Here is a 17,649-nt window from a genome sequence, read left to right on the forward strand (position 1 = left end):
CGCTGGGCGCCTAAAGCGGGAACCGCTCCGCCGTGGATTCCACGGAGCACACCGGCCCCTGGGCCTGCTCGAGGGCAGCCGCCTGCTGCGCCGTAACCCTGCGCATATAGTGCCGGCGGCAGAGCGTCTCATAGCCGACTACGGGTCCTGCGGCCTCCGTGCCCGCCGGGGATCCAGTGCCTTCGGCACCCATCAGGTCGCCGGCGTCGAACAAGGGCTGATCGTCGAATAAGGGCCGGTCCTCGAACAAGGGCTCATGCTCAACCGGAGGGTGGCCGGTTTCGGCGGCGGCTGCAGGGGTGCGGGACTCGACGTCCCCCACCACCACCTGGTCCCCCTCGGTCACCATCACGCCGTCGACGGTCCGCGCGTTGTGGGTCGCCCGCCGGCCGCACCAGCACAGGGCCCGCACCTGGAGGACCTCCATGCGGTCTGCGAGTTCCACGAGGCGCTGCGAGCCGGGGAAGAGCCGCGTCCTGAAGTCGGAGGTGATGCCGAAGGCAAACACGTCAATGTCCATTTCGTCCACGATGGAGGCCAGCTGCTCGACCTGTTCGGCGCTGTAGAACTGTGCCTCATCGCAGATGACGTAGTCCACGTTGTGCCCGGATTCCCCGCAGGTCCGTACCTCGGCCCAGAAATCCGTGTCATCACGGACTTCGACGGCCGGAGTCTGCAGTCCGAGGCGGCTGGAAATCATCGATTCCCCTGCGCGGTCATTGCGGCTGAACAGGATCCCGCCGCGCCCGCGGGCACTGTGGTTGTAGTCCATCTGGAGTGCGAGCGTCGACTTGCCGCAGTCCATGGTGCCGGAGAAAAAGACCAGTTCGGCCATGGCTACTTCCCGCCCTGCGTCGTGGAGGACTTGTTTTTACGTTGTTCGGGCTGCGCGAGGACGAGCAGGGGAACCTCGCACTCCGCACGCGTCAGGGAACCGTGCTGGCCCGTGACGTCCAGTGCCGTGGCGGCGACCCTGCGGGTGTCGAACAGGGCAATGGGCTCGCGCGCGGCAATCATCAGGTCACCAATGCGGGGCAGCACGGCAGCGTCCACCCCGGGCCCGAAATAGCCGGCCTGGACGGCTTCGTCCCGGGTGAAAACCCAGGCCCGGGTGCCATAGGCGGCCTGCCACGCGGCCTTAAGCCGGTCAAGCGCACCGGAGCCTGCATCCGGTTGCAGATACAGGTGAACCATCCGCGGCTCCCCCGCCGTATGCCGGACCCCGTCGATCAGTGCCGGCTGCGTGCTGAAGTCGAACCGCTGCGTCACTGGAACGTCCACCATGCCGTGGTCCGCGGTCAGGAGCACCAGGGTGCCGGCCGGTACCCGGGCCACGAGCCGTTTCAGGGCACTGTCGAGTTCTTCCAGCTCGTTGCCCCACTCCGTAGAGGCCGCGCCGTACCGGTGCCCGGCCTTGTCCAGCTCGTTCCAGTACAGGTACATAAGCATGCTGTCCGCGCCGGCCAGGGCGTCGACGGCGGCGGATACCCGGGCGTGCACACCGGTCGCCGGGATGAACGTGCCGCCCCGGAGCGCGGCACGGGTCAGCGGCGACTCGGCGAACCGGGGAAGGCTGACCGTGGCGACCGGAAGGTGTTCAGCGGCCTTCTCGAGGATGGTGGGATAGGGCTGCCACTTCAACGGATCGACTCCTGCATCCCAGGACCCGAGCATGTTGACCACTTTGTCCTGTTCAGGATCCAGGACGTCGTAGCCCACCAGTCCGTGCCGGCCGGGGGCAAGCCCGGTGCCCAGGGATGCCAGTGACGCCACGGTGGTGGTGGGGAAGGACGCGCTGAGGGTGCGGGCGGTGGGCAGGAAACCCTTGAGGAACGGGGCGTGGCCCGCACGCTTCCGAAGCAGTGAAAGGCCCAGCCCGTCCACCATAACCACGCAGACCCGGCGGGCTGCGGGCAGGGAGAGCCGGTTTTCATAGCCCGGCACACCCAGCACCGCCGCAGCGCTGGACAGCACGTCGGCTACGGAACGGTTTCCATAGGCCGGCGCGGCGGGCAGGGATTCAGGGACGGAGGGGATTGCTGCCACGGTGTCAGCGCTGCGGGTGGGCACGGTTGAAGCGTCCCCCGATGCCGGGCATGCGCTGGCGGGGATCACCGCCGTCCACCGGCCGGGGAACCGCAGTGGTATCGGTGTTGACCTTGCGCAGGGCGCGGGCGAAAGCCTTCGCGTTCTGCACCGCCTGCGCGCCGTCCGCTTCCGCACTGACGCGGAGCACAATGTCCTCCTGTGCAATGTTTCCGGTGTAGCCGTGGTCCGCGTCGCACTGCGGATCCGCACAGCCGGCCGGACCCATGTCCAGGCGCTGTCCGCCGGACCAGGCGATGGCGAGGGTCATTTCACGCGCCGGGTCGGACGGCTTGTAGTTCTGCGGCTGCGCATACATGTACCCGAGCACCACCGAGCGGATCTGCGTCACGGGTACGGACTCGGTGGAGACCTGCGCCATCATCTGCTCACCGGCGTCGTCGAGCTGCTGGTCATCCACGTGTGTGATCACCAGCATGTCCTCGGTCAGGACCAGGACGGTGATGTGGCGGTGCACCTCGGTACGCTCAAAATGCGTTTCAAGGTGGATCAGGTGGGAAAGCGGTTCGCGTCCGTCCAGGGCATCGTGGACCACGTCGGCCAAAAGCGTCGGATAGAAGCCTGCCCGTTCCATGGAGGCGTCAAGACTGCGGCGTTCAGCGGAAAGTAACGGCGACATGGTTCCAGTTTCCCCCAGACCGCCCCTTCATGCCTAAATGGCGCGCGGGTGGACCAGCAGATCAGTCTCGCATTGCCCGCCGGGCACTGTCGGTACGCCGCTGCGGGTGGCCCAGCCGGATGTCGGCACTCAGTACCGTCACGCCGCCGGCCGACACCAGGACCGGGTTGATTTCGATCAGGGCAATCTGCGGGTGCTGGTCCTTGAGGACAGCCAGCCGGGCGATCAGGTCCTCCAGCCCCGCTATGTCGGCTTCGGGCAGGCCCTGGTAGCCGAGCAGTTTCGCGGCGGCGCGGGGAGTGCGCACCAGATCGGAAATGTCGCGGTCCGTCAGCGGCGGCACACCGTGCGCCCAGTCGTCCAGCAGGGCGGTCGCGTCGCCGGCAAGGCCGAAGGAGATCACCGGACCCAGCAGTGGATCTTCGATGGCGCGGATCCGGCAGCCCTGCCCGCTGACAGCCATGGACTGGACCTCCATGGCGAAGTCGCCATAACGCTGCAGCGCCTGGTGCATCTGTTCGATATTGGTCCGCAGCGCCTCGGGGGTGGCGATGTTCAGCCGCACCCCGCCAAGATCCAGGCGGTGGCGCAGGTGCCCGTCCCGGGTCTTCACCGCAACGGGCCAGCCCAGCAGGTCTGCGGCGGCCACGGCTTCGTCAGGTGTGTCGAAACCGACCGCGGGCAGTACGGTGACGCCGTAGAACTCCAGCAGCTTGGCCGTCTGCTCCGGGTCCAGCCGGGTCAGGGTGTCCCCTTCCACGCTGTCCATCAGTGATTCGATCCAGGCGTTTGCTCCCTCGGAGTCCACGCCGGCCGGTTCAACGAAGCTGCCGTGGTCCCGGTTGGCCCATTCGGTGTAGCGCACCACTGCCGCCAGGGCGGTGACTGCTGCTCCGGGGCTGCTGAAGCATGGCAGGCCTCCCCCTGGAAGATCGGGGTCGGCGGCAAGCAGGCCCTCGACGTGGGCCCGGGGATCCACGATGCCGGTAAAGGCCGCAACCAGCGGCTTGCCGGTTGCCTGCACGCATTCAGCCAGGGCCGCCGCTATCGCTTCGGTCCGCAGTCCCGGCGCCGGGAGGATCGCGACGACGCCGGCGTCCACGGCGTCGTCGGACAGTACCTCGGTGACCGTACGGCGCAGCTGCGGCAGGGCGACGCTCATGCCCGTGTCCAGGGCCAGATCCGTCTCCAGGCGGGTGATGTCCAGGTCGAGCCCGGTGCACGCATCGGCCAGGACCCGGCCCAGCGCTGCCGAATTGCTGAACACGGCCACCCGGCGTCCGCGCGGCAGCGGCTGGCTGACGGCAATCTGGGCCACGTCGATCAGCTGTTCGTTGGTGCTCACCCGGATGACGCCGGATTGGCGCAGCATCGCGTCCAGTGCACCGGGAGGCGCCTGCGTGGTCCGCACGGCGTGGCCCGGCGGAAGCTGGAGCCCGGTGACGTCCGACTTGGCGACAATGACCGGTTTGGTACGGGCCAGCCGGCGGGCCAGCCGGGAGAACTTACGCGGGTTGCCCACCGACTCGAGGTACATCGCGACAACCCGCGTATCGGCGTCGTCCTCCCAGTACTGCATGGCGTCATTGCCGGAGACATCGGCCCGGTTGCCCGCGGAGATGGTGGAGGACAAGCCGAGGGCACGTCGCTGGGCGGTGGCGTACAGCAGCACGCCGATGGCAGCCGACTGGCTGAACAGCCCCAGTCCCCCGCGCTTGGGCAGGGCCGGCGCCATGGAAGCGTTCAGGGACACATCCGGCCGCGTGTTGATCAGGCCCAGCGACGCCGGCCCGACCACCCGCATGCCGTGCGCGCGGGCCCGGCGGACCAGGTCACGCTGCCGGGCCAGGCCCTCGGGTCCCTTAGGGCCGAAGCCCGCGGTGACCACCAGCAGGGCCTTCACACCCGCTGCGGCGCATTCATCCGCTACTTCGAGGACCTGCCCGTACGGGACGGCAATAACGGCCAGCTGGACGGTTTCCGGCACATCGGCGATCCGGCTGTAGGAGATCATGCCGGCCAGTTCGAAGGCTTCCGGATTGATGGCATACACCGAACCCTTGAAGCCGCCTTCGATGATGTGTTCCAGGAGCTGGTACCCCACCGAACCCCATTCGCGGCTGGCACCGATGACGGCGATAGACGACGGCGAGAGCAGGTCCGCGACGCTGCGGGCCTCGGCCCGGTGCTCGCGGGCTTCCATGACCGCCAGCGACTTCTCCGTGGGGTCGATATTGAAGTCCAGGGCGATCACGCCGTCGTCAAAGTGCCGTCGGACCTCGTACCCGGCGTCCGCGAACACGTCGATCATCTTGCGGTTTTCGGGCAGCACCTCGGCGGAGAAGCGGCGGATGCCGTTTTCCCGGGCGGCGGCGGCAAGGTGTTCCAGCAGGATGGACCCCAGTCCGCGGCCCTGGTGGTCGTCGGAAATGTTGAAGGCGACCTCAGCTTCGGTGGGATCGTCCAGGCGGTCGTAGCGGCCGATGCCGATAATTTCGTCACCTATGGTGATGACAAAGGCCACACGGTTCCGGTAATCGACGTTGGTGAAGCGCTCCAGCTCCTTGTTGGTGAGCTTAGCCTTGTAAGTGAAGAACCGGAGATAGATGGAGCTCTGTGACTGCCGCATATGGAACGCCTGCAGCGCCTGTGCATCCGAGGGGGAAACGGGCCGCAGATGGCCCGTGCCTCCGTCACGCAACACGACGTCGGCTTCCCAATATTCGGGGTAATGTCCCTGCTCCACCATAGACTCAGAGTAGTGGGCATTCTTCCCCAGAGTCATCTGCCCACTCCGTACTGCGTTATCCAATACTGCGTGATTCCGTACTGCGTGAGCCAGTACTGCGCGATCCACTACTGTGTGATTCAGTTCCCTACCACTGCGAGGACCCGACAACAGCATGGCCCGGCGCCAATCCGTCTCCAAGTCCGTACCCGGCGAAGTGATCGCCGAGAACATCATCGACATAGACGTCACCACCGAGATGGAAGGCTCCTTCCTGGAGTACGCCTATTCGGTGATCTACTCGCGTGCCCTCCCCGATGCGCGCGATGGGCTCAAGCCTGTCCAGCGGCGCATCCTGTACATGATGTCCGACATGGGGCTGCGCCCCGACCGCGGGCATGTGAAGTCCGCCCGCGTGGTGGGCGAGGTGATGGGCAAGCTGCACCCCCACGGAGACACGGCCATTTACGACGCCATGGTGCGCATGGCCCAGGACTGGGCGCTGCGGCTGCCGCTGATTGACGGACACGGCAACTTCGGCTCGCTCGACGACGGCCCGGCCGCCGCCCGCTATACCGAGGCACGGCTGGCGGCGCCCGCCCTGTCCATGACGGACCACCTGGACGAAGACGTAGTGGACTTCGTTCCGAACTATGACAACCAGCTCCAGCAGCCCGAAGTACTGCCCGCGGCTTTCCCCAACCTGCTGGTCAACGGCACCACCGGCATTGCCGTGGGTATGGCCACCAACATGGCCCCGCACAACCTGGGCGAGGTGATTGCCGCCACGCAGCACCTGATCGCCAATCCCGACGCCGGCCTGGACGAGCTGATGCGTTTTATCCCGGGACCCGACCTGCCGACCGGCGGGCGCATTGTGGGCCTGGACGGCATCCGCGATGCCTATGCCACCGGCCGTGGCTCGTTCAAGACACGCGCCAAGGTGGAGGTGGAGCAGCTCACCGCACGCCGCACCGGCCTGGTGGTCACCGAACTGCCCTACATGGTCGGCCCGGAAAAGGTCATCGAAAAAATCAAGGACGCAGTGACGTCCAAGAAGCTGCAGGGCATCTCCGACATTGTGGACCTGACGGACCGCAGCCACGGGCTGCGCCTGGTGATTGAGCTGAAGAACGGCTTCAATCCCAACGCCGTGCTGGCCCAGCTGTACAAGTTCACCCCCATCGAGGATTCCTTCGGCATCAACAACGTCACCCTGGTGGACGGCCAGCCCCGGACCCTGGGCCTGGTCGAGCTGCTGCAGGTCTACGTCGCGCACCGCCTGGGCGTGGTCCGCCGCCGCACCGCCTACCGGCTGGGACGCAAGAAGGACCGGCTGCACCTGGTCGAAGGCCTGCTGATCGCCATTGTGGATATCGACGAGGTCATCCAGATCATCCGGTCCTCGGATGAAACCGCCCAGGCACGGGAACGGCTGATGGCGGTCTACGACCTGACCGAAATCCAGGCCAGCCACATCCTCGAGCTGCGCCTGCGGCAGCTGACCAAATACTCCCGCATCGAGCTTGAAAAGGAACAGGACGAGCTGCGGAAAGCCATCGAGGAGCTTGAGGCCATCCTGGGCTCGGAACAGCGGCTGCGTGCCCTGGTGTCCTCGGAACTGGGCGAAGTGGCCGCAAAGTACGCCACGCCGCGGCGCACGGTCCTGCTTGAATCGGAAGCCGCCGCTCCCCTGAAGGGCGCTGCGGTAACCGCCGCAGCCGGAGCTGCCGGCAAGGGCGCCAAGGCGGTCCTGCCGCTGGAAATCGCGGACGATCCCTGCTGGGCCATCCTGTCCGCCTCGGGCCAGGTGGCCCGCACGTCGGACCAGGAACCGCTGGTCGAAGGCGGGCAGCGGGTCCGCCACGACGTGTTCCGTTCGGTGGTGAAGACCACCGCGCGCGGAGAGATCGGCGCACTCACCTCCTCGGGCCGGATGATCCGGATTTCCGTCCTGGACCTCCCTGCCCTGCCCCCGACCGCCGGACTGCCCAACCTTGCCGGCGGCGTCCCGGTCAAGGACTTCATGACCCTGGGCAAGGGCGAGAAGCTGGTCGGACTCGTCCCGCTGAACGCCGTGCTGGCCATTGGCACCCGGAACGGAGTGGTCAAGCGGGTCAACCCCGATTACCCCCTCAACCGGGATGACTGGGAAGCCATCACGCTCAAGCCCAAGGACGAGGTGATCGGGGTGTCCGTCGCCGCCGAGGAGACGGATGAGCTGGTCTTCATCACCCGCTCCGCGCAGCTGCTGCACTTCCCTGCCTCCACGGTCCGTGCGCAGGGCCGCACGGCGGGTGGCGTGGCCGGGATCAAGCTGGCGGCCGATGACGCCGCGGTGTTCTTCGGTACCGTGGCCGCTGACGATCCGGACGCCGTCGTCGTCACCGTTTCCACCACCACCGAGGCGCTGCCGGGCACGCCCGGCGGGTCGGTGAAGGTCACGCCGTTCGCCGAGTACCCGGCGAAGGGCCGCGCCACGGCGGGTGTCCGGGCACACCGGTTCCTGAAGGGTGAGGATTCCCTCGCGGTGGCCTGGGCCGGGCACGGTCCGGCCAAGGCCTCGGCCGCCAACGGCGTGGCCCGGGCACTGCCCACCGAGCACGGACGCCGGGACGGATCCGGTGTGCCGCTGGCCAACGCGGTGGACAGCGTGGGGCCAAGCCTGGGCTGACAGCCCACCTGGGTTTAACGGGGCCGGGCCGGTCCGCGGAGCGTTACGCTCCGCGGCCCGGCCCGGTTTTTTGTCTATTTGTTGGACGGACTACTGGCCGAAACTGCGCTATTTGCCGAAATTGCGCAGCCGCAGGGAGTTGCCCACCACCAGCACCGAGCTCGCCGCCATGGCGGCGCCGGCGATCATCGGGTTAAGCAGCCCGAACGCTGCCACCGGGATGCCCACCGCGTTGTAGAAAAACGCCCAGAACAGGTTGGTCTTAATGGTCGCCAGCGTCCGCCGGGAGAGTTCGACGGCGGTGGCCACCTGCCCCAGGCTGCTGCCCATCACGGTCAGGTCAGCTGCTTCCATGGCGACGTCGGTGCCCGATCCCATGGCAATGCCCAGGTCCGCCTGTGCCAGTGCGGCGGCGTCGTTCACGCCGTCACCTGCCATCGCCACGGTGCGGCCCTGAGCCTGGAGCCGCCGGACGGCGTCGACCTTCCCTTCGGGACGGACATCGGCCAGCACATCCTCCGCCGGAATCCCGACCTGTTCCGCGACCTGGGCGGCCACCACCGCGTTGTCCCCGGTCAGCAGCACCGGGTGCAGACCCAGGCTGCGGAACCGTGCGATGGCTGCCTCGGAGCCCTCCTTAATGGTGTCCTGCAGGCTGATGATGGCCACGGCACGGTTATCGACCGCCACCAGGACGGCAGTGGCTCCCGTTTCCTGCTCTTTCCGCAGTGCGGCGTAGGCAGTGTCCGGCAGGTCAACCCCGTTCTCGTCCAGCCAGGCCGGACGTCCGGCAACAATGAGATGTCCCTCGACGGTGCCGCGGACTCCCCCGCCCGGAGCCGAATCAAACCCGGTAACCGGTGCCGTACCCGGCCCGGACCGGGCGGACGCGGCAACGGCCCGGGCAATGGGGTGCTCCCCCGCGTCTTCCACCGAGCCGGCCAGGCGCAGCAGGCCGTCCGCGGAGAAGTCCGCTGCAGCACTATCCAACAGCCGGATCCGGGCCACGGACAGCCGGCCCGAGGTGATGGTGCCGGTCTTGTCCAGCACAATGGTGTCCACCGTGCGGGTGTCCTCCAGCACCTGGGCGCCCTTGATGAGGATGCCCAACTGCGCGCCGCGGCCCGTTCCGGTCAGCAGGCCCACCGGGGTGGCGAGGCCGAGGGCACAGGGGCAGGCAATGACCAGCACCGTGACGGCGGCGGTGAAGGCTGCCTGCAGGTCACCGGTCAGGACCATCCACAACACAAAGGTCAGGACGGCGATCCCGAGTACCACCGGAACAAAGACGGCACTGATCCGGTCCGCAAGCCGCGCGATCGGGGCCTTGGAAGATTGGGCGTCACTGACCAGGCGGCCCATCTGCGCCAGGGTCGTCTCGCTGCCGACCCTTGTGGCCCGCACCAGCAGCCGGCCGGAGGTGTTGATCGTGGCCCCCGTGACCGGGCTGTCCACGTCCACCTCCACGGGCAGGGATTCCCCGGTGATCAGGGAAGCGTCCACTGCGGAACGGCCCTCCACCACCACGCCGTCAGCCGGGATCTTTCCCCCGGGACGGACAACGAAAACCTCACCCACTGCCAGCCGGTCCGCCGGAATGCGGATTTCCTGCCCGTCCCGCAGTACCGTTGCGTCCTTTGCGCCCAGATTCAGCAGGGCCTTCAGCGCATCCGTGGCCTTGGTTTTGGCGTTGGCCTCCAGATAGCGGCCCAGCAGCAGGAAGGTGACCACCACCGAGGCGACCTCGAAGTACAGGTGCGGGTCCGAGCCCATGCCCGGATCCGCGGTGAGGCCCGGGTCCACAGCCAGCTGGCCTACCGAGAAGAGGTAGGACGCAGCGACGCCGAGGGAAACCAGGGTGTCCATTGTGGAAGCGAGGTGCCGTGCGTTGATGGCCGCAGCCCGGTGGAAGGGCCAGGCGGACCAGGTCACCACGGGCAGGGCGAGCAGGGCGGCCACCCATCCCCAGTTCGGGAACCCAAGGGCGGGAACCATGGAGATCAGCAGGACCGGAACGCTCAGGACGGCAGCGAGGATCAGCCGGGGCCGAAGCTGCGCTGCGGTTCCGCCGTGGGACAGGTGGTCCTCGTGGGACATTGTGTTGCCGTGGTGCATTTGGTCCTGATGGGAGTGGTCCCCGTGGGGCATGCCGGCACCATGCCCGTGCTGCAGGGCGGCGGTGCGGCGTTTCACCTTAGCGGTGTACCCGGCGGCATTCACCGCGTCTACGATCTGCTGGTCCGTCACCGATGCAGGCACAGTGACCTGGGCACTTTCCAGCGGGAGGTTGACCGCCGCATGCACGCCGTCGATCTTTCCGAGTTTGCGTTCCACCCGCGCAACACAGGAAGCGCAGGTCATCCCCTGGATCTCGAGGTCAACTGCCCTGTGGTCCGCTTCTTCGCGAGTGTCCATCGTGGTTCCCTCCATTACTTTCTGTCCGTAGTCCGCACCGGGGCCGCTTCCACGCACCGGCTAGGCGTCGGCGTCGACCACCAGATAGCCGGCCTCAGCTACTGCTTCTCCGAGTTCAGCCGCCGTCAGGCTTCGGCTCGCGGTGACGGTCGCGGTGGAGATGCCCCCGGCGTTCAGGTCAACCGAAACACTGTTGACGCCGTCGAGCGCCTCGATTTCCTCGGTCACCGAGGCGACGCAGTGTCCGCAGGTCATTCCGGAAATGTTCAGCGTGGTGGTTTCCATGTTTTTAGTTCTTCCTCTGGTTTGGATGAATCGGATGCCGGGTGCCGGGTGCCGGGTGCTAGCGCAGCAGCCGGCCGATGGCGTCGGCGGCTTCCTGGACCTTTGCCGTGACAATCTCGGGGTTGCCCGTCCGTTCGGATTCCTGCGCCGCGTCTACCATGCAGTGCGACATGTGATCCTGGACCAGCCCCAGGCTGACCGCGTGCAGCGCCTTGTTGATGGCGGCGACCTGGGTGAGGATGTCGATGCAGTATTTGTCCTCTTCGACCATGCGGGCGATACCCCGCACCTGTCCCTCGATCCGGCGCAGCCGGCGGAGGTAGGCGTCTTTATCAGATGTGTAGCCATGCGGCCCGTCGTGGGATTCCACGGGTTCCGGAACGTTCTGTGTCACTGCGCCGTTCTGCGTCACTGCGCCGTTCTGTGTCACTGAGTCCATTGCCTCTGCTCCTGTCCTTGGCTGCCTCCAAGTTATACCCGGCCGGGGTATCGTTTCAAGTACCCCTAGGGGGTATTTATTCCCGAAGTGGCGGTGTTCTGCCAGTAAGGTGGAGTCCGTGGCGCACAGTGAACTCTCGACAGCAAGCCAGGACTACCTCAAGGTCATCTGGACCGCACAGGAATGGACCGATGAGCCCCTGACCGTGTCCGCGCTGTCGGCGCACATGGGCTTCTCGCCGTCGTCGGTCTCCGAGGCCGTGAAGAAGCTGACCGGCCAGGGCCTGGTGACGCACGCGCGCTACGGATCCATTGCGCTGACGGATGCAGGCCAAAAAGCCGCTGTGGGCATGGTGCGCCGCCACCGCCTGATTGAAACGTTCCTGGTCCAGTACCTGGGCTACGGCTGGGACGAGGTCCATGACGAGGCGGAGCATCTGGAACATGCCGTCTCGGACAAAATGGTTGATGCACTGGCTGAGCGCCTCGGCCATCCGGTCCGCGACCCGCATGGCGATCCGATTCCCGCCGGCGACGGGAGTTTCCCCGTGCTGGACGCCTTCCGGTTGAGCCGCTGCGAGCCCGGCACGCGGGGCCTGGTGGCCCGCGTTTCGGACAACGACCCCGATCTGCTGCGCTACATTGCCGGCCTGGGCCTTCACCTGGACACCGTGGTATCGGTGGTGCAGCGCCAACCCTATGCAGGCACGATCACCATCGAAGCCGGCGGCCGCACCCTGGACCTTGGCCTGCCCGCAGCGGAAGCCATCTGGATCCTGCCCGCCGCCGATGCAGTGGTGCCTTCGTCCCGTTAGGGGACGTGCCTGTTCCTGTTTCTGTCCCTAGAGCACCGTCTTGTCGAAGACCACTTCCCGGTGCGTGGGCCGGTAGCCCAGGCTTTCGTACAGGCCCAGGGCACCGGAGGGGTTCTCCGTGTCGACGCCCAGGGTGGCGTTGTCCATGCCGCCGTTGCGGAAGCGCCGCATTGCCTCGCGCAGCATGGCCGGAGCCAGTTTCCGGCCCCGCCAGTCCCGCCGGACGCCAAGGAGCATGGTGTAGCCCTCCTTGTAGCCGTGGATGTCCTTGCTCTCCGGATCAAAGCTGGCCAACTGGTAGGCGGCCACTTCACCGGAGGCGGTGTCGATGACGGCAAAGCTCCATTTCGGCCGGAACTGCGGATGGTCCACGGTGAATCCCCAGCGCTCCTTGTTGCGGGGCTCGCTGCCCCAGTGGTCCCGGAACGCCTCATTATGGGCCCGCCGCACGGCGTCGGAAATCTCCGCATCGAAGGTCCGGAACTCCATTCCCTCCGGCAGCTCCGCGTCCGGCAGGTCGCCTGCCAGCGGCCGGGTCATCTCGGTGAAGTACCGGACCACTTCCGCCCCCTCGGACTGCAGCAGTGCCACTTGTGAGGCATTGGATTCCTCTGCGTAGGTACGCAGGACACCATGCTTCCGGTGTTCGGTCAGCAGCCGCTGGCGCAGCCGGGTTTCCTGCCAGCGGTAGACCTGCGCGCCGATGCCGCGGCGCCGCCACTGCGGATCCACGCCGCCGAAGCCGGAGCCGGTTTCGGAACCGGGGTTCAGGGCGATCCGGCCGTAGGCGCGGGCGGTCCCGGCCTTATCCAGTCCGATCAGGGTGTCCTGCGCAGGGTCTCCAGAGGTGGTTTCCAGCGCCTGTTCCAGATCGCGGCGGTCCTCCACCCATGCCGGTTTGTCGGCGTCCGCCATCCGCCGGATCAGCGCATGCCAGGCGTCGACGTCGTCGTCCGCAATGGACCGCCAGCGGAGGCCGGTTTCCGGCCCGGGAAGCACAGGTGGGGAGGGCGTCTGCATCCACCCACCCTAGGACATCAGCACCGCTCCCAGTGAGACCTCCCGCTCACACCAGGCGGCATCGGCCGGATTATGCGTAACCACCACGACGGCCTTGCCGGCCAGACCCGATTTCAGGTCCGCCATCAGCTGCGCTCCTGCTTCCGCGTCCAGATGGGCCGTGGGTTCATCGAGCAGGACGACGTCGGCTTCCGAAAGCAGTGCCCGGGCGACGGCGAGCCGTTGGCGCTGGCCGCCCGAGAGGAAATGACCGCCCGCCCCGATCGGAGTATCGAGCCCTTCCGGCAGTGTGTCGAACAGCGGCCCCAGCCCGACGGCGCGGAGGGATCCAATCATTTCCGCTTCGGTCGGGGCGAGTGCACGGTCCCGGGCCAGGAGCAGATTGCCGCGCAGGCTCGAGTCGAAGAGATGCGCCTCCTGGGGGCACCACGCCATCCGGCGGGCGGCGGGCGGCAGTGTCCCGGCGGGGACACCGTTGATGAGGTAGGAGCCGCTGCGCGGCGGCAGGAAGCCCAGCAGGACGCCCAACAGGGTGGATTTGCCGCTACCGGAGGGGCCGGTGACGGCCACCCACTCCCCTGCCGCGACGTGCAGGTCCACTCCAGTCAGCACGTCCTCGGGTGCGCCGGGATAGCGGTAGCGGATGCCGGTCAGCTGCAGGTCCTCCACCTTGCCGAACCGCTTCCGGGCCGCGGTTTCCTCCGCAGTGTCATCGGCGGCAACCTCCTCGCTGCCCAGGTCGGGCAGCACCTTGTCGCCCAGGGTGCGCCACGCGGTGAACTGCTGGATGGAGCCGTTGACCGCAACAAAAGGTTCGATCAGCGCGAGCTGGACCAGGACGACGACGGCGGCCACGGTGGCGTGTGATCCCTGCGAGGCACTGAGCATGTAGAGCGCGGCGAGGGAGCAGGCCAAGGCCGTGACGGCGTTGGCGAGGCCCTGTGCCCAGGCGCTGCGGCGGACCGCCTTGGCAGCAGCGGCTTCGAATTCCTCCTGCCGGGCCAGGACCGGTCCGGAACTGGCATTGGCTTCCAGATCCTGTGCGGCCGTGAGCAGGCGGGCCATCGAGGACATGGACCGGGCCTGCAGGTTTACCGTGGCGGCGCGGGCCGCGGAGTCGGCAAGCAGGGCCAGCAGCGGGGCAACAACCATTCCCACTACGCAGAGTGTCACCTGCACTGCCAGGCCTTCCGGGACCAGCAGCCAGGTCACCACGCAGGCGCCGGCGGCGGTCAACAGCCCGGTTAAGGGCGCAAAGACCACCCGGGGCGCAATGTCCCGCAGTTCGTCCACGTCACCCACCAGGCGTTCCAGGGCACCGGAGCCGCGGGCCACCCGGCGCCAGCCCTCGGGCCGCTGCAGCAGTCCGTTCCACAGCCGTACCCGCAGCACGTTGGTGGCACGGAAGACGGCGTCGTGCAGGGACAGCCGCTCCAGGTAGCGCAGCAGGGCGCGGCCGATGCCGAAGAACCGCACGCCCACAATCGCCATGAGCAGGTACAGGATGGGCGGCTGCTCGGATGCCCGCACAATCAGCCAGGCGGACAGCGCCGTCAGGGCGACGGCGAACATGGTGGCGCCGGTGCCCAGCACCAAGGCAAGGACAAACTGTTTGCTCCAGGGCTTCAGCACCAGGAGGTTCTTCCAGAGGGGCTGATGAACGCGCTGGTCCGCGGCGGCTGTCCGCGTGCCGGGCGCGCCGCCGCCCGCGCCCACACCGGCATGCACCGGCTCGACGCCGCCGGCAGCCGGAACTGCTGCCGGGGCCATCCCGGCCGGGTCCGCTGCTGCAGCGTGTTTTCCCCGAACCCGGCCCTGGGGTCCGGCGGCGGAAGTCTCGACGGGGATAACGACGTCGGCGATCGCCGCGGTGGCGGCATCATGGGCAACCATCAGCACGGTGACCGTGCCCCGGAGCCGGGAAAGTGCGGCCCGGACCGACGAGGCACTTTGCGCATCGAGGTGCGCCGTGGGTTCGTCCGCGAGCAGGATCCGGACCTCGGGACGGGCGGCGATCCGGGCCAGCGCACGCGCCACAGCCACCCGGCGCTGCTCCCCGGGGCTCAGGTCCCCGGCGGCGGCATCCAAAAGGTGGACGGCATGGATCTGTTCCAGTGCGGCCCGGGCGGCGGCGCGGCCCGGGCTTTCGCCGGCGTCCCATCCTCCGGCAGTGCCGCTCCCGGCAGCCGGGAAGCCCGCGTAGAGGGCGATCTCCTCCGCAACGGTGTCCTCGACCAGCACGGGATGCTGCGGGATCCAGGCCTGCGAGGCAGGGCCGATCCCGTTGACGGAACCGGCCAGCCGGGTGTCGCCGCCGTCGCGGCGCAGACCGGCCAGGACCTCAAGGACGGACGTTTTTCCTGCACCGCTCGGTCCGGTCAGCGCGGCGATGGTCCCTGCGGGCACCGTGAAACTGAGGTTCTCCACCGCCGGCTGCGGCCGTCCCTCGTACGTGATGGTCAGGTCCCGGACCTGCAGCTCCACACTTCCGGTATCCACTGCCAGCGGCCGGGCTTCGGGCGCCTTCAGTACCGCATTGGTCCGGTTCAATGCCTCGAGGCCGTCCTCACTGGCGTGGTGGGCGGTGCCCAGGTCGCGCAGCGGCTGGTAGCACTCGGGCGCCAGGATCAGTGCCAGCAGCCCCAGTTCCAGCGGCATGCCGCCGTGCACCAGCCGGACACCGATGAACACGGCCACCAGCGCCACCGAGATGGTGGCAATCAGTTCCAGGGCCAGCGAGGACATAAACGCCACCCGCAGGGTCGCCAGGGTGGTGACCCGGTAGCGGTCGGCCACGTCCCGCAGTGCCCGGGTCTGTGCCCGGGCCCGGCCCAGGCCCACCAGCACGGGCAGGCCCCTGGCCAGTTCAAGCATGTTGTCCGAGAGCCGGTTCAGTGCGTCCACGGCGGCTTCGGTCTTGTCCTCGGTGTGCAGGCCGATCAGGATCATAAACACCGGGATAAGGGGAACGGTCAGCACGATCGTGACTGCACTGACCCAGTCTGCGGCCAGGATGCGGGCTCCCACCAGCAGGGGCACGACGGCGCAGGTCACCAGGGCGGGCAGGTACTTGGAGTAGTAGTTGTCCAGTCCATCCAGGCCGCGCGTCAGCAAAACGCTCAGCGCGCCGCTGCCCATCCCCGGGACCGTGCCGCCGTCGGCCAGCACCCGAACGGACAGCTGACGGCGCAGCTCGTCCTTGACACCCGCGGCCGCCCGCTGAGCCACCGTGTCCTGGCCCCAGACGGCTACGGAGCGCAGCACGGCGCCCGCGGCACCGAGGAGGAACACCCGGTTCCAGTCGGGCCCGCCGGCTGCCAGTCCGGCGATGCCGCCGGCCACGGCATCGGCCAGCAGGACCAGTCCCGCGGCCTTGACGGCGGCAAGCAGCCCGAGGAGGTACAGCGCCCGGCGGCTGGTGGCGCTGACCGGCAGTACCGGTTTCACTGGTTCTTGAAGCTGTGGGGGGCGGGGATTGCCTCGGCGGAGACCCGCTTACGGAACACCCAATAGGTCCAGCCCTGGTACAGCACCACCACCGGCAGGCCGAACAAGGCTACCCAGCTCATGACCTTCAGGGCGTAGGGCGAGGCGGACGCATTTTCCACCGTCAGATTCCAGGCGGCATCGAGCGTGGAGGGCAGTACCACGGGGTACATGGAGGCGAAGATGGTCGCTGCTCCGGCCACCAGGAAGACGCCGAGGCTGATGAAGCCCAGACCCTCACGGCCCCGCCGCACGTAGATCCAGGCCAGGAGGGCTCCCACCACCGCAATCACCAGCAGGGGCAGCGTCCCAACCTTGGCATTCATGAACTGCACAATGATGGCCCACGCCGCCAGCGGCAGGATGCCGACGGGCAGCCAGCGCAGCACGATGCGCCGGGCACGGTCCCGGATCTCTCCGTCGGTCTTGAGCATCAGGAAGACACACGCATGGATCAGGCAGAAAGCCACCACGGCGACTCCGCCCAGAACTGCGTACGGAGTCAGCCAGGCAAACGCCCCGCCCACCCGGTCGCCGTTCTCGTTCAGCGGTAGTCCGGTGGTGGTCAGGCCAAGTGCGGCGCCGACGCCGAAGGCGGCCGTGAACGCACCTAGGGCATGGGCCCAGTCCCAGCGGTTGCGCCAGCTGTCGCTGTCATGCTTGCCGCGGTATTCGATGGAGACGGCCCGGAAGATGAGTCCGAGCAGGACGAAGACCAGCGGGATATACAGAGCGGAGAACAACGAGGCGTACCACAGGGGGAAGGCCGCGAAAGTCATCGCGCCGACCGTGATCAGCCAGACTTCATTGCCGTCCCACACCGGGCCGATGGTGTTGAGCAGCACCCGGCGGTCCTTCTCATTGCGGGCCATCAGCTTCAAGAGCATGCCCACCCCCAGGTCGAATCCCTCCAGGAAGAGGTAACCGACCCAGAGGAACGCAATCACAATGAACCAGAAAAGCGGTAGCGACATTACTTTCAGAGCTCCAGAAATGCCGGCAGCCGGCAGGTTGCAGGGTGTTCGGACAGGATCCGGAGGGTCGCCGTATGCACGGTTCCCCT

General features: G+C 67.5%; 12 protein-coding genes. 2 read left to right on the forward strand and 10 right to left on the reverse strand.

Annotated elements, in window-relative coordinates:
• Nucleotides 1-10: 10 nt before the first annotated feature.
• The 4 genes from QNO10_RS08735 to QNO10_RS08750 form a co-directional block, all read right to left on the reverse strand.
• Entirely contained in the window at nt 11-835 is an 825-nt protein-coding gene (locus QNO10_RS08735; protein WP_229947686.1) for a thymidine kinase, read from the reverse strand.
• A gap of 2 nt (nt 836-837) precedes the next feature.
• Nucleotides 838-2,070: an alkaline phosphatase family protein gene (locus QNO10_RS08740; RefSeq protein ID WP_229947684.1), complete on the reverse strand. Its 1,233-nt coding sequence runs from the start codon at nt 2,068-2,070 to the stop codon at nt 838-840.
• Nucleotides 2,051-2,725, reverse strand: coding sequence for a DUF5998 family protein (locus tag QNO10_RS08745; RefSeq protein WP_229947682.1), 675 nt, complete (start codon nt 2,723-2,725; stop codon nt 2,051-2,053). The genes QNO10_RS08740 and QNO10_RS08745 overlap by 20 nt, the downstream gene beginning before the upstream one ends.
• A 61-nt stretch (nt 2,726-2,786) precedes the next feature.
• Nucleotides 2,787-5,474: a bifunctional acetate--CoA ligase family protein/GNAT family N-acetyltransferase gene (locus QNO10_RS08750; RefSeq protein ID WP_229947681.1), complete on the reverse strand. Its 2,688-nt coding sequence runs from the start codon at nt 5,472-5,474 to the stop codon at nt 2,787-2,789.
• Nucleotides 5,475-5,628: 154 nt separating this feature from the next.
• Between QNO10_RS08750 and QNO10_RS08755 the strand changes: the two genes are divergently transcribed.
• Complete coding sequence (locus QNO10_RS08755) at nt 5,629-8,127, forward strand: DNA gyrase/topoisomerase IV subunit A (protein ID WP_229947679.1); 2,499 nt, start codon at nt 5,629-5,631, stop codon at nt 8,125-8,127.
• Nucleotides 8,128-8,235: 108 nt separating this feature from the next.
• Here QNO10_RS08755 and QNO10_RS08760 read toward each other — a convergent pair whose 3' ends face one another.
• Genes QNO10_RS08760 through QNO10_RS08770 form a run of 3 tightly spaced genes read right to left on the reverse strand, consistent with a single transcriptional unit; the run spans nt 8,236 to nt 11,266 of the window.
• Entirely contained in the window at nt 8,236-10,542 is a 2,307-nt protein-coding gene (locus QNO10_RS08760; RefSeq protein WP_229947678.1) for a heavy metal translocating P-type ATPase, read from the reverse strand.
• 60 nt (nt 10,543-10,602) lie between these two features.
• Nucleotides 10,603-10,827 carry a heavy-metal-associated domain-containing protein gene (locus QNO10_RS08765; RefSeq protein WP_229947677.1) on the reverse strand — a complete coding sequence of 75 codons (225 nt, stop codon included), beginning with the start codon at nt 10,825-10,827 and terminating at the stop codon, nt 10,603-10,605.
• A gap of 58 nt (nt 10,828-10,885) precedes the next feature.
• Complete coding sequence (locus QNO10_RS08770) at nt 10,886-11,266, reverse strand: metal-sensitive transcriptional regulator (protein WP_229947676.1); 381 nt, start codon at nt 11,264-11,266, stop codon at nt 10,886-10,888.
• 118 nt (nt 11,267-11,384) lie between these two features.
• Between QNO10_RS08770 and QNO10_RS08775 the strand changes: the two genes are divergently transcribed.
• Nucleotides 11,385-12,080: a metal-dependent transcriptional regulator gene (locus QNO10_RS08775; RefSeq protein WP_229947674.1), complete on the forward strand. Its 696-nt coding sequence runs from the start codon at nt 11,385-11,387 to the stop codon at nt 12,078-12,080.
• Nucleotides 12,081-12,107: 27 nt separating this feature from the next.
• Here QNO10_RS08775 and QNO10_RS08780 read toward each other — a convergent pair whose 3' ends face one another.
• The 3 genes from QNO10_RS08780 to cydB are packed head-to-tail and all read right to left on the reverse strand — an operon-like array spanning nt 12,108 to nt 17,560.
• A complete protein-coding gene (locus QNO10_RS08780) occupies nt 12,108-13,100 on the reverse strand; it encodes a GNAT family N-acetyltransferase (RefSeq protein WP_229947669.1) in 993 nt (330 codons plus the stop codon).
• A gap of 9 nt (nt 13,101-13,109) precedes the next feature.
• A complete protein-coding gene (cydD, locus tag QNO10_RS08785; protein ID WP_229947667.1) occupies nt 13,110-16,547 on the reverse strand; it encodes a thiol reductant ABC exporter subunit CydD in 3,438 nt (1,145 codons plus the stop codon).
• Entirely contained in the window at nt 16,544-17,560 is a 1,017-nt protein-coding gene (gene cydB, locus QNO10_RS08790) for a cytochrome d ubiquinol oxidase subunit II (RefSeq protein WP_229947665.1), read from the reverse strand. The genes cydD and cydB overlap by 4 nt, the downstream gene beginning before the upstream one ends.
• Between the last annotated feature and the right edge of the window lie 89 nt (nt 17,561-17,649).

This window comes from Arthrobacter sp. zg-Y919 (assembly GCF_030142045.1).
Taxonomy (GTDB): domain Bacteria; phylum Actinomycetota; class Actinomycetes; order Actinomycetales; family Micrococcaceae; genus Arthrobacter_B.

Coding starts and splice junctions, on each gene's coding strand:
- QNO10_RS08735 (WP_229947686.1), bottom strand. CDS start 835: ATGGCCGAACTGGTCTTTTTCTCCGGCACCATGGACTGCGGCAAGTCG.
- QNO10_RS08745 (WP_229947682.1), bottom strand. CDS start 2,725: ATGTCGCCGTTACTTTCCGCTGAACGCCGCAGTCTTGACGCCTCCATG.
- QNO10_RS08750 (WP_229947681.1), bottom strand. CDS start 5,474: ATGGTGGAGCAGGGACATTACCCCGAATATTGGGAAGCCGACGTCGTG.
- QNO10_RS08755 (WP_229947679.1), top strand. CDS start 5,629: ATGGCCCGGCGCCAATCCGTCTCCAAGTCCGTACCCGGCGAAGTGATC.
- QNO10_RS08760 (WP_229947678.1), bottom strand. CDS start 10,542: ATGGACACTCGCGAAGAAGCGGACCACAGGGCAGTTGACCTCGAGATC.
- QNO10_RS08765 (WP_229947677.1), bottom strand. CDS start 10,827: ATGGAAACCACCACGCTGAACATTTCCGGAATGACCTGCGGACACTGC.
- QNO10_RS08770 (WP_229947676.1), bottom strand. CDS start 11,266: ATGGACTCAGTGACACAGAACGGCGCAGTGACGCAGAACGGCGCAGTG.
- QNO10_RS08780 (WP_229947669.1), bottom strand. CDS start 13,100: ATGCAGACGCCCTCCCCACCTGTGCTTCCCGGGCCGGAAACCGGCCTC.
- cydB (WP_229947665.1), bottom strand. CDS start 17,560: ATGTCGCTACCGCTTTTCTGGTTCATTGTGATTGCGTTCCTCTGGGTC.